The organism is Streptomyces sp. NPDC093546 (assembly GCF_044765045.1).
Taxonomy (GTDB): domain Bacteria; phylum Actinomycetota; class Actinomycetes; order Streptomycetales; family Streptomycetaceae; genus Streptomyces.
In genome coordinates this window covers 84006-96561 of sequence record NZ_JBIWJG010000014.1, presented here as the reverse complement: position 1 = coordinate 96561, position 12556 = coordinate 84006, and the positions used below count along the sequence as shown (strand labels likewise).

At 74.0% G+C, this 12556-nt stretch carries 9 protein-coding genes; 7 read left to right on the top strand and 2 right to left on the bottom strand.

Going from position 1 to position 12556, the window contains the following annotated elements:
* Positions 1–17: 17 nt before the first annotated feature.
* Positions 18–1175, bottom strand: coding sequence for a hydrolase (locus tag ACIRNI_RS26425; RefSeq protein ID WP_403554965.1), 1158 nt, complete (start codon positions 1173–1175; stop codon positions 18–20).
* A gap of 215 nt (positions 1176–1390) precedes the next feature.
* On the opposite strand from ACIRNI_RS26425, the gene ACIRNI_RS26420 reads away from it, so the two are divergent.
* The 7 genes from ACIRNI_RS26420 (at position 1391) to ACIRNI_RS26390 (ending at position 11944) form a co-directional block, all read left to right on the top strand.
* A complete protein-coding gene (locus tag ACIRNI_RS26420; RefSeq protein WP_403554963.1) occupies positions 1391–2749 on the top strand; it encodes a DUF4192 domain-containing protein in 1359 nt (452 codons plus the stop codon).
* 115 nt (positions 2750–2864) lie between these two features.
* A complete protein-coding gene (locus tag ACIRNI_RS26415; protein WP_403554961.1) occupies positions 2865–4925 on the top strand; it encodes a glycogen debranching N-terminal domain-containing protein in 2061 nt (686 codons plus the stop codon).
* Positions 4926–4999: 74 nt separating this feature from the next.
* Positions 5000–5767, top strand: coding sequence for an NUDIX hydrolase (locus tag ACIRNI_RS26410; RefSeq protein WP_403554959.1), 768 nt, complete (start codon positions 5000–5002; stop codon positions 5765–5767).
* Positions 5768–5879: 112 nt separating this feature from the next.
* Positions 5880–7664, top strand: coding sequence for an ATP-binding cassette domain-containing protein (locus tag ACIRNI_RS26405; RefSeq protein WP_403554957.1), 1785 nt, complete (start codon positions 5880–5882; stop codon positions 7662–7664).
* A gap of 160 nt (positions 7665–7824) precedes the next feature.
* Positions 7825–8715 carry a FadR/GntR family transcriptional regulator gene (locus ACIRNI_RS26400; protein WP_403554955.1) on the top strand — a complete coding sequence of 297 codons (891 nt, stop codon included), beginning with the start codon at positions 7825–7827 and terminating at the stop codon, positions 8713–8715.
* Between the two features lie 672 nt (positions 8716–9387).
* Positions 9388–10938 (top strand): RNA polymerase sigma factor, encoded by a 1551-nt coding sequence (locus tag ACIRNI_RS26395; RefSeq protein ID WP_403554953.1) that lies wholly within the window; start codon positions 9388–9390, stop codon positions 10936–10938.
* 142 nt (positions 10939–11080) lie between these two features.
* Positions 11081–11944: a S1 family peptidase gene (locus ACIRNI_RS26390; protein WP_403554951.1), complete on the top strand. Its 864-nt coding sequence runs from the start codon at positions 11081–11083 to the stop codon at positions 11942–11944.
* A gap of 139 nt (positions 11945–12083) precedes the next feature.
* On the opposite strand, the gene ACIRNI_RS26385 is transcribed toward ACIRNI_RS26390, so the two are convergent.
* Positions 12084–12311, bottom strand: coding sequence for a hypothetical protein (locus ACIRNI_RS26385; protein WP_355356818.1), 228 nt, complete (start codon positions 12309–12311; stop codon positions 12084–12086).
* Between the last annotated feature and the right edge of the window lie 245 nt (positions 12312–12556).

Sequence of the window (12556 nt, the reverse complement as noted above, 5' to 3'; positions counted from 1 at the left end):
GTTGGGGGAGCGGGGGGTCAGCGGGCGAACGCGTGGGACGCGTAGAGCGTCGCGGCCGGGTCGAAGGCGAGGGCTATGTGGGTGGCGATGGAGTTGACGTCCCGCCAGATGCGCTGGAGGGAGCCGTCGGTGCTGTGCCCGGAGGTCCCGGCAGTGGCGAACATCCGGTTGACGGCGTTCACCAGGAGCTCGGTCGACATCGCGTAGTCGCGCACGTTGCGGGCCGTTTCCTCGGCCGTGACCCGCGCGCCCCCGTCCGCGACGCGCGCGGCCCGCTCCAGCAGCCACGCGGCGACGTCGATGTCGGCGGCGCTGCGGGTCAGGACCGCTTCGTAGGTGGACCGGGCGGGGCCGGGCACCCCCGGGCGGCCGGCGCCGCGCCCCAGCCGCTCCGCCGTGTCCCCGGTCCACAGCGCGAGTGCGTCGCGGGCGGCGCCCAGCGCGATCGGCGCGCACGACAGCCCGTTGACGGCCTGGATCGGCACGGTGTGGCAGTCGGCCGACGAGGCCGCCGGCCGCCCGTCGAAGAGGCGCTGCCGGTCGATGCTGCGTGACTCGGGTACGAACACGTCGTCGGCGACCAGTGTGTTGCTGCCGGTGCCGCGCATGCCGGAGCCGGTCCAGGTGTCCTTGATCACGTACTCGGTACGCGGGAGGGCGAACAGCCGCGCCGGCGGCGGCCCGCCCTGCGGTTCCCCGTTCCGCGGGACGACGGCGCACACCACGGCCCAGTCGGAGTAGTCGACGCCGCTGATGTACGCCCACGACCCCGACACCCGCCAGCCGCCCGCCACGGGCGTGGCCCTGCCGATGGGGGACAGGGAGCCGACCACGAAGGTGTCGGGCCCGGCGCCCCAGATGTCCGCGTGCGCCTCCTCGGGCAGACAAGCGGCCATCCGCGCCAGGCTCGACGCGACCGAGGCGCACCACGCGGTGGCCGCGCAGCCCTCGGCCACGGTCACGATCGCTTCGGTGAACTCCTCGAACGTCCCCTCGGCGCCGCCCTGCGCGGCCGGCACGAAGTGCCGTGCGAATCCCGTCCGGAGCATCCGCTCGACCACGTCGGGAGTCAGGCGGCGCTGGTTCTCAGCGTCCTGGGCACGGTGACGGGCCAGTTCGGCCAGTTCCGCCGACCGAGAGACGAGCCCGGTCCTCTGGGGAGCCTGTGTCTGCATGCTGCCTCCTTCTCGACGCCGATGATCGGAGCGGACCATGGCACAGCCCGGTGGACCACCGCTCGGATCGGCCTCGAGCCGTCCGCGGCACCATCCGACCTTCGTACCAGCGCGGCACCGGCGGAGCGAGCGGACCGGCCGGGCTGTGGACAACGGCGACCGGCGGTTATCCACAGGGGTCGACGGCTGACGGTGATCGCGGGACCGTCGTGACCATGAACAAGCACCACGACACGACCGGCCCCTCCGACGACCGCCAGCAGATCACCCTGCGTGGCCCCGCCGAACTCGCCGACGCCCTGCCCTACATGCTGGGCTACCACCCGACCGACTCGGTGGTCCTCGTCGCCCTCCACGGCGACCGGGGCCGCTTCGGCGGCCGCGTGAGGACGGGCATTCCCCACTCGCCCCGGGAGTGGCCGCCGACCGCCGAGCAGCTCGCCGAGAGCCTGATCGAAGGGTGCGAGCGGCACGGCTCACGCCCCGACGGCATCGTCGTCTTCCTCTGCCAGGACCCGGAGGAGGGCGAGACGGGCCTGCGCGTCATGGAGCGCCTGCGCCCGCTCGCCCAGCGGCTGCGCACCGCCTGCGGCGCGCTCGACGTGCCGGTGTACGAAGCGCTGTGCATCTCCGACGGCCGCTTCTGGTCGTACTGCTGCCCCGACTCCCGCTGCTGCCCGCCCGAGGGGGACGTCCTCGCCCTGCCCGGTACGACCGTGATGGCGGCCGCCGCGGCGTACGCGGGGATCCAGGTGCGCGGATCGCTGCGGGACCTGGAGGCGCGGCTGCTGCCCGGGCGCCCCGGCCTGCCGGGGGACGCGGGCGAGCAGGGGCGGGCGCTGGACATCGCGAGCGGGGCGCTCGTGCCCAGGATCCTGGACGAGGCGCAGTGCGAGGAGGTGCGCACCGAGACGCTCGGGCTGGCCCACCGGCTCATGCGGCGGCTCGAGGAGAGGCCACCGGCGCCGGAACCGGCGGCGGCCGACGCCCACGACGACGCGCTGATCGCGCACGACGAGGCCGCCGCGCTGATCATCGGCCTCCAGGACCGGATCACCCGGGACCGGGCCGCGGAGTGGATGGAGGGCGCGGAGGCGCATCCGGCGCTGCGGCTCTGGCGCGCACTCGCCCGCCGCTGCGTCGGGGCCTACGCCGAGCACGCCGCCGCACCGCTGACCCTCGCGGGCTGGGTCGCCTGGTCCACCGGCGACGAACCGAGCGCACGCGTCGCCCTGGGGCTCGCGCTCCACGCCGACCCCGAGTACGTCTTCGCCCGGCTGCTCCACCAGGCCTGCAACGAAGGGCTCGACCCGGAGTCCCTGCGCAGCTGCCTGCGCCAGGAGCGTGACGCACGCGCGGCCGCCGCCTCGCGAACGGCTTCCGCGCCCGTCGAGGCCGCGGACGGGCGCCCCGCGCGCCGGCGGACCCGGACCCGGACCCGGACCGGGACCGGGACGGGATCTCGGACCCGGGGCCGGGCCCGTGGGGCACGGCCGCCGGGCCTCGCGAAGCCCGCGCCCGCGCGCGGATCGCGGCGCGCTGGGCAGCGCGACGGCGACAGGAGCGAGCCATGACGGCCGTGACCGGTGACCGGGGGCGGGCGTTCACCACTTCGGCGGAGTCGTATGACCCGTGCCGCCGTACCTCCAGCGGCTGTCCGGAGCGCACAGAAGGCTCAGCAGACCACCCATGGACCGTCCCGTCCCACACCGACCTCCCGTCCCGCACCGACCTCTCATCCCCCAGCCCGGGCAGACGTCCGCCGCCCACCCCCGCCCGGCGGGCCCCGGCCCGGGGAACCCCGGCGAACTGCCGCCCGTGCACCACACACTCCTCTGCGTCGCCCTGCCCCACTTCACGGTGTCGGCCCCCCACGGCCAGCTCACCGGCGAGGGACTGGAGGGCGTCTACCAGTCGGGCCGCCGGCTCCTGTCCCACTGCCGGCTCCGCGTGGGCGGCCGGGAACCGGTCGCCGTCCACGGCGCACTCGCCGGCGCGGACGAGGCCCGGTTCATCGCCGTCGTCCGCACGTCGGCGGACCCCGGCCCCGACCCCGGGCTCCGCGTGGAGCGCTCCCGCCACGCCGGGGGCACCGAACGCATCACCTTCCGCAGCTCCCTCGGCCGGCCCGTCCGCGTGCCCGTCGACATCGCCCTCGGTACCGATCTGACCCACCTCGGCGCCGTGGCGGCCGGCCGTCCCGGGCCGGCGCTGCGGGCCGCCGTTCACGACGCGGGCATACGCTGGTCCGCCCCGGACGGCACGTACGCGACCGTCACCGCCGACCCGCCACCCGACGACGCCCTGGCCTCCGCCGGGCTGCTCCGCTGGGAGTTCGCCCTCCAGCCGGGCGAGGCCCGCACGATCGAGCTGCGGGTCCGTTCCGGGCGGCCCGTCCGTCCGGTCGGCCGGACCAGCGGCGGCCCTTTCCTGCCCGAGGCCCGCGCCGAAGGCGACGACCCACGGGTGGAGAGGCTGCTGCGCACCGCGCTCGACGATCTACGGGCGCTGCTGCTGCGCGACCCCGCCCACCCCGGGGACCTCCACCCGGCGGCGGGCGTGCCCTGGCGCTGCGGCCTCGCCCCGGCCGAGGCCCTGTGGACCGTCAGGATGGCGCTCCCCCTGGGCACCCGGCTCGCCGCCGCCACCCTGCGCACCGTCGCCCGCACCCAGCTCACCGGTGGCGAGCCCGGAGCGGGCCGCATCCCCGGCCCGCTCCGGGACGCCGGTCCTCATCTCCCGCCCGCCTGCACCGGCGTCGAGGCGACCCTGGCCTTCCCGGCCGTCCTCGCCGAGGCGCGGCGCTGGGGGCTGCCCGACCGGGAGCTCGCCGCGTTGCTGCCGGCCGCCGAGCGCTGCCTGGACTGGCTGCGCACCACCGCCGGTGACGGCGGACTGCTCGCGGAGCCGGGCACCGCCGGGCTGCGGCGTGCCGAGACCCAGGCGCACGCGCACCGGGCCGCGCTGCTCGGCGCCGACCTCCTGGACGCCTGCGGTCGCCCCGGCGCGGACGCCTGGCGCGACTGGGCTGCGGCCCTGCGCGGGCGCTTCCGCGAGGAGTTCTGGCTCGACGACCACGGCGGCGGCCGCCCCGCGGCCGCCGTCACCCCGGACGGCAGAGCGCTGCGCCACCTCGGCGCGGGCGCGGCGCACCTCCTGGACACCGGACTGCTGGGCGGCGGGCAGCTCGCCGAGGGCCTGCTGGACAAGGGCCAGACCGAGCAGCTCGCCAGGCTGCTCGGCGGACCCGCCCTCGACTGCGGCTGGGGCCTGCGCGGCCTCGGCTCCAAGGAGCCGGGTCACAACCCCTTCGGCCACCGCTCCGGGGCGGTACGGGTGCACGAGACCGCCGTCGCCGTCGCGGGCCTCGCCGCCGCCGGGCACGACAAGGAGGCCGCGTCCCTGCTGCGCGGACTGCTCGACGCCGCCGAGGCGTTCGCGTACCGGCTGCCCGAGATGTACGCGGGCCTGCAGCGCACGGCGGACAGCACCCCCGTCGCGCACCCGGCCGCCTGCCGCCCCGCCGCCGTGGCCTCGGCCGCCGCCGTGCTGGTGCTCACCACGCTGGCGGGGATCCGGCCCGACGTCCCGGGCGGCACGGTGGCCCTGCACCCCGTGCGCGGCGTGCCGCTGGGAGCGGTCCGCCTCTCCGCGCTGTGCGTCGCGGGCGAGCCGTTCGCGGTACGGATCAGCAGAATGGGGCTCGGCATGGTCGAGGAAGCCGCCCCCGGGCTTCACTTGGGGGTGTGAGCAGCGTGCGAGAAGTGGCCACGGCGCAGCTCCGGGGGCGTGCTTATCGTCAGGAAGACGACTATGATCGCGCCATGTCGCCCTACGACCCGTCGGCCTTTCCCCCCTTCGCCGTGACCGTCGACCTGGTCGTGCTCACCGTGCGCCGCCACGCCCTGTGCGCGCTGGTCGTCCGCCGCGGAGAGCCACCGTTCCAGGGTCGCTGGGCCCTGCCCGGAGGGTTCGTGAGGTCCGAGGAGGATCTCGGCGCGGCGGCGGCGCGCGAGCTCGCCGAGGAGACGGGACTCTGCGCGCACGAACCCGGTACGCCACTCCCGGCCGAGGGGAACGGCGCCCACCTGGAACAGCTCGCCACGTACGGAGACCCCAAGCGCGACCCCCGCATGAGGGTCGTCAGCGTCGCCCACCTCGTGCTCGCGCCCGACCTGCCCGCGCCGCGCGCGGGCGGTGACGCCCACAGTGCCCGCTGGGCCCCGGTCGAGGAGCTCCTCCAGGCGACGGGCCCGGGGCGCGACGACGAGCAGCCCGCCCCGCTCGCCTTCGACCACGCCCGGATCCTCGCCGACGGTGTGGAGCGCGCCCGTTCCAAGATCGAGTACTCGTCGCTGGCCACCGCCTTCTGCCCGCCCGAGTTCACGGTCGGCGAGCTGAGGCGGGTCTACGAAGCGGTCTGGGGCGTCGCCCTCGATCCCCGCAACTTCCATCGCAAGGTCACCGGTACGCCGGGCTTCCTGGTTCCGTCCGGCGGCACCACCACCCGGCAGGGCGGCCGGCCCGCCCAGCTCTTCCGGGCCGGTGGCGCCACCCTGCTCAACCCGCCGATGCTGCGCCCCGAGGTCTGACACACCCGGGGCCGCGCGCCCTCAACCCTGCACAAAAAGTCCGAAATGTCGCGTTATCTTGTCGCGGTACCCGACCTGCCGCCGAGCGGTCTCATCTACCGCGGGAGAAGCGATGCTCCAGGCAATCGGACTGACCAGCACACCCCGCCGGGGCCATGAGCCCGCCGTGCGCGACCTCACCTTCGAGGCCCGGCCCGGCGCGGTCACCGCGCTCCTCGGCGCCCCCGGCTCCGGCAAGACCACCGCCCTGCGGCTCATGCTCGAACTCGAACCGGGCCGTGGCATCACGCACTTCCGCGGCCGCCCCCTCCATCGCATCGCCCACCCCGCCCGCGAGGTCGGCGTCCTCCTCGCCGACGTACCGGGCCATCCGGCCCGTACCGTACGCGGTCAGCTCCGGATGCTCTGCGCGGCCGCGGGAGTTCCCGTGACGCGCGCCGACGAGGTGCTCGAGGCCGTCGGCCTCGCCGAGCTCCACGACCAGCGCCTGGGCACCCTCTCCACCGGCATGGAGCGCCGACTCGGCCTCGCCGCCGCCCTGTTGGGCGACCCGCACGCCCTCCTGCTCGACCAGCCCGCCACCGGACTGTCACCGCGCGAGGCCGCCTGGGTGCACGCCCTCCTCCGGACCCACGCCGACCGGGGCGGAACCGTCCTGTGCACCACCGACGACGCCAAGGAAGCCGCCCGCGTCGCCGACCACGTCGTCGCCATCGACGAAGGCCGGCTGATCGCCGACCAGGACGCCGCCGCCTTCGCCCGCACCCGGCTGCGCCCCCGCGTCGCCGTCCGCACGCCGCACGCCGCCCGCCTGGCCGCCGTCGTCACCCGCGAGGCCCGCGCCGCCCAGCGCTCGGTCGAGGTCGTCACCGAGAACGGCAACCGCCTGAGCGTCTACGGCAGCAGCTGCCCCGAGATCGGCGAGACCGCCTTCCGGCACGGCGTCCTCCTCCACCAACTCGCCGACGAGACCGGCGACACGGGCCCGCGCCCGGATCCGCACCCGGCTCCGACCACCGAGCCCGACGCCGAAGCCACGGCCCCGGTTCCGGCCGGACTCCAGCCGACGGGGGAGAGGGACGCACAGGCGGAAGCCCTGTCGCCGCCGCTGCGCCCCAAGCCTGTACGCAGCCCGCTCCACCCGCTCCGCTACGAGTTGCGCCGGCTGCTCGGCGTGCCCGCCACCCCGCTGATCACGGCCGCCGTCCTCGTCGCCTCCGCCGCCATCGCCGTCCTCCTCGCCCGCACCGGCCGCACGCCCCTGCCCGCCGTCATCGCCGCCTGGCCCGGCCTCCTGCCGCTGCCGCCGGCCGCCCTGGGCGCCGGGCTGCTCGGCGCCCTCTCGTTCGGCGACGAGTTCCGCTACCCCGTGCTCTCCTCGGGCCGGGGCCCCGTCCCGCGCCGCCTCGGCCTCCTGGCCGCCAAAATGGCCGTGACCGCCGCCACCGCCCTGCTCCTCGCCCTCCTCGTCGCCGTCGCGGACCTCGAGGCGCTGCGCGTCGTGTACGGCGGACACTTGATCCCCGTACCGGAGAACTGGCCCTCACTGTGCGCGAGTTGGGCCGGCCTCGCGGTCGGGTGCGCCTGGGCCGGCCTGCTCGGCGCCGGGGTGTTCCGGGCGACCGGCGCCGGCATGGCGGCCGTGCTCGCGGTGCCCGTCCTCATGGTTCCGCTGGTGCGGAAAGCGCTGGTGGGCCCGTCCGTGCGTTCGATCGCGGGCCTGCCCGGCAGGTTGCGTGAACTGAGCTGGACGCACTGGCCCTACGAGGCCGACCGCTGGCTCATGGGGGCGGTGCACGTCGTAGCCCAACCCGTCGGCGCCGCACTGGTGTTGTCGCTGACCGCTCTGATCTGTGCCTATCTGCTCACCGGGCTGCGCCGCCGCGCCCGTTGGTGACCAAGTGGTGACCGAAGCGCTTCGAACGGTCATAACTCCCTTGGAAATTGCCCGCTTCCTTCCGATAAGGCGTCAATTGGGCAGCGAGCGCCGATCACCCTTTCGTGTGCTTTTCACCAAAGACCTCAAGGGCCGTGGAAGCGACGCCGACAAAGGATGCGTGAGTACCCTTGCGCACACCATGATGACCGCCACCCGCCCCGTCGAGACCGGCCTCGCGGCCCCGGGTGGACTGGACCGCTATCCCTACGCGGAGACGCCCGGCGTCGCCGATCGTGTCGGGCCTTCCGCATGGGAGAGCGCCGACACGGAGTTGGGCCGGGTCGGCCGGCGGGCGGCGGGCAGCCGCGGCCGCGGCCTGCACGGCCAACTCGTCCAGCAGCTCGGCCAGATGATCGTCTCCGGCGACCTGGGCGCCGACCGCCCGCTCGTCCCCGAGGAGATCGGCCAGCGCTTCGAGGTCTCCCGTACCGTCGTCCGGGAGTCCCTGCGCGTCCTCGAGGCCAAGGGCCTGGTCAGCGCGCGCCCCAACGTCGGCACCCGGGTCCGGCCGGTCAGCGACTGGAACCTCCTGGACCCGGACATCATCGAGTGGCGGGCGTTCGGGCCGCAGCGCGAGGACCAGCGCCGCGAGCTCGGTGAGCTGCGGTGGACCATCGAGCCGCTGGCCGCGCGTCTCGCCGCCGGGCACGGCCGCGAGGACATTCAGCAGCGCCTCGGGGACATGGTCGAGATCATGGGCCATGCGTTTGCGCAGGGTGACGTGATCACGTTCTCCCGCGCCGACGCGGAGTTCCACTCCCTGCTGATCCAGGTCGCCGGCAACCGGATGCTGGAGCACCTCTCCGGCATCGTCTCCGCCGCCCTCCAGGTCTCCGGATCGCCGACGATCAGCTGCGACCGCCCCAGCGAGACCTGCGTCGCCCACCACGCGCGCATCGTCGATGCCCTGGCCACGGGCGACGGGCAGGCCGCCGAGGCGGCGATGCGGCAGCTGCTGACGATCCACCCCGAAGTGGAGCGAGTCGTTCCCGCTCCGCGCGAGCACTGAGCCGCCGCTGTCGCACCGTCGGCGGTTGCGTACGTACGGGCACGGCGGGGGCCGCGGGTGCGGCCTGTCGCCGAGCCCGAGCCCGAGCCGAGTCCAGCCCGCGCCCAGCCCGAGCCCTGCCCGAGCCCAGCCCCAGCTCCGCGCGGGCCCTGGGCGGGCCGGCCGCCGGGCGACGCGGCCCCGGGCGCCCCGCCCGCCCCGGTGCCCGGCGCCCCCGGCTCCGAGGCCCGGCTCCGACGCCCACAGCGCCCGGCCTCGCGCCTCGGGCGCCCCGGCCGTCCGGGAGGCGTCCCCAGCCCTGCGGCAGCGCACCGGGCCGTTCGGGCCACTGGTCGACGTCAACCTCCCGTGCGCCGAGCCCGCCCCCCGGCCTGACACGGCGTCCTCACGCCTCTGCCGCACGCGATTGCGAGGGGAATCTACCCATCCACACCCTTTAGGCACATCTGGGGTGTGACTCGGGCCACGTGAAACGGGCGTAACGCTCCTCGAAGCCCTGCGATGACCTAAGAGGTGACAGCCGAGGAGGGAATACAGCCGCCGCTCATGGCGCTGTGCAGCTCCGAGGTTTCCCCACCCGCGTCGTCGGCACATTCCCAGCCGGCGGTCGTCGGCTCCGGCCCGATCATGGGCGGGGCCGGAAGCCGTTTCCATCGTTCCGAGAGGTTGTTCGTGTCGGCCAGCACATCCCGTACGCTCCCGCCGGAGATCGCCGAGTCCGAGTCTGTGATGGCGCTCATCGAGCGGGGAAAGGCTGATGGGCAGATCGCCGGCGATGACGTGCGTCGGGCCTTCGAGGCTGACCAGATTCCGCCAACCCAGTGGAAGAATGTTCTGCGCAGCCTCAATCAGATCCTCGAGGAAGAGGGTGTGACGCTGATGGTCAGTGCAGCGGAGTCGCCGAAGCGCGCCCGCAAGAGCGTCGCAGCGAAGAGCCCGGCGAAGCGCACCGCCACCAAGACCGTCACCGCCAAGACGACCGTGACGAAGCCCGTCACGGCCGCCGCGGCCCCGGCGGCCCAGAGCACGGAAGCCGCGGCCGACGAGGCCGGCGGCACCGCCAAGAAGGCGGCCGCGAAGAAGACCGCCGCCAAGAAGACGGCGGTGAAGAAGACCGCCGCCGCCAAGAAGACCACGGCCAAGAAGACCGCGGCCAAGAAGGACCCCGACGAGATCCTCGAGGGCGAAGAGCTGCTCGACGACGTCGCCCCCGGCAAGGGCGAGGAGGACGAGACCGACGGCGAGGCCAAGGGCTTCGTCCTCTCCGACGAGGACGAGGACGACGCGCCGGCGCAGCAGGTGGCCGTCGCCGGTGCCACCGCCGACCCGGTCAAGGACTACCTCAAGCAGATCGGCAAGGTGCCGCTGCTCAACGCCGAGCAGGAGGTCGAGCTCGCCAAGCGCATCGAGGCGGGCCTGTTCGCCGAGGACAAGCTGGCGAACTCCGACAAGCTGGCGCCGAAGCTCAAGCGCGAGCTGGAGATCATCGCCGAGGACGGGCGCCGCGCCAAGAACCACCTGCTGGAGGCCAACCTCCGCCTCGTGGTCTCGCTGGCCAAGCGCTACACCGGCCGCGGCATGCTCTTCCTCGACCTGATCCAGGAGGGCAACCTGGGTCTGATCCGCGCGGTCGAGAAGTTCGACTACACCAAGGGCTACAAGTTCTCCACGTACGCCACCTGGTGGATCCGTCAGGCGATCACCCGCGCCATGGCCGACCAGGCCCGCACCATCCGTATCCCGGTGCACATGGTCGAGGTCATCAACAAGCTCGCGCGCGTCCAGCGCCAGATGCTCCAGGACCTGGGCCGCGAGCCCACCCCGGAGGAGCTGGCCAAGGAGCTCGACATGACCCCCGAGAAGGTCATCGAGGTCCAGAAGTACGGCCGCGAGCCCATCTCGCTGCACACCCCGCTCGGCGAGGACGGCGACAGCGAGTTCGGTGACCTGATCGAGGACTCCGAGGCGGTCGTCCCGGCCGACGCGGTCAGCTTCACGCTCCTGCAGGAGCAGCTGCACTCCGTGCTCGACACGCTCTCCGAGCGTGAGGCGGGCGTGGTGTCCATGCGCTTCGGCCTCACCGACGGGCAGCCGAAGACGCTGGACGAGATCGGCAAGGTCTACGGCGTGACCCGTGAGCGGATCCGCCAGATCGAGTCCAAGACCATGTCGAAGCTGCGTCACCCGTCGCGCTCGCAGGTGCTCCGGGACTACCTGGACTGATGGTCTGAGCTGGTACGACACACGACGCGAGGGCCCGGTCTCCCGAAGGGGAGCCGGGCCCTCCAGCGTGTGAGCGGGTGCGGCCCGGGCCAGGGTGGCGGACGCTGGGTGAACATGGTTCACCGGAGAGTCAGGAGACCGAATGCGTCCTGTGCGTCCTCTGCGCCGTCCCATCAGCCGGAAACGGCCGCGTCGTGCCGTAGCCCGTCGTGCCCTGGCGGTGGCCTTGAGCGCGTTGGCGGCGGCCGGGCTGCCCCTCGCCGCCCCGGCGCCCGCGGCGGCCGACAGCGTGGTGGTCGGCGGACAGCCGGTACGCGCCTCGGACAGCCCCTGGGCCGTGGCCCTGGCCAGCCGTGCGCGGTTCGGCAGTGCGCGCGCGGGCCAGTTCTGCGGTGGGGTGGTCGTGGCGCCCACCAAGGTCGTCACCGCCGCCCACTGCCTGGGGCCGGCGGTGCTGGGCCCGGACCCCGGCGGGCTGACCGATCTCGCCGTCATCGCGGGGCGGACCGAGCTGCACGGGCCGGGCGGCCGGGAGGTCCCCGTGACGCGGGCGTGGATCAGCCCGGCGTACGACCCCGAGACGCAGTCGGGGGACTTGGCCGTGCTGACACTGGCGAGCGCGCTGCCGCGTTCGTACGTGATCAAGGTCGCGGGGCAGGGCGATCCGGCGTACCAGCCGGGGACGAGCGCCGACGTGTACGGCTGGGGCGATACGACGGGGGGTGGCGCCTACGCGTACGGACTGCGCTCGGCACGCGTCAGCGTCCTGCCGGACGAGGTCTGCGGGCGCGCCTACGCGGCGGGCGCGGGAGGTGCGTACATCCCCGCGACGATGCTGTGCGCGGGCGACCCGCAGGGCGGGCGTGACGCCTGCCAAGGGGACAGCGGGGGTCCGCTGGTCGCCCAGGGGCGGCTGATCGGCCTGGTCTCCTGGGGCAGCGGTTGCGGTCAGCCGGGCAGCCCGGGTGTGTACACCCGGGTCTCGGCGGTGATGCCGCAGCTGTGACGCGGCTACGGTGAGGCTCCGGTCACGCGCAGGGTGCGATGCCGGTGCGGTACGAGAACGGGCGGCCCACCCCTGGGTGTGGGGAAGGCCGCCCGTCGGCCGGTCCTGGACCAGCCCCTGGCTCGTCGGGATGTGAGCGTCAGCGATCCTCTTCGGTGCTGGCCGGCACAGCGGTGAGCCGGTCCGTCTCATCCTGTATTTCCGCGGCGATCTTCTTGAGTTCCGGCTCGAACTTGCGCCCGTGGTGGGCGCAGAAGAGCAGTTCGCCACCGCTGGTCAGCACGACGCGCAGATATGCCTGGGCGCCGCAGCGGTCGCAGCGGTCGGCGGCCGTCAGCGGGCTCGCGGGGGTCAGAACAGTAGTCACGTCGCCTCTTCTCTAGCTCGACGAGCTGTCGTACCAGGGTCAACATCCAACCAGGCCGAAAACGTTCCCGCTCGTGGCTTTTCCTCGAAACTTTTTCCAAGGTGGCTGTCTGCTGCCGGTTGGCGGCGAATGAGCCGTATTGCTGTGCTCTACGGGTTTCGCGTGGTTTGCGGTGTTATGCCTAGTTCGGTCCTCCCGGCTGGATTGCCGGTTGTGCATGAGGACGTGCCCGGAGCCTAAATGGT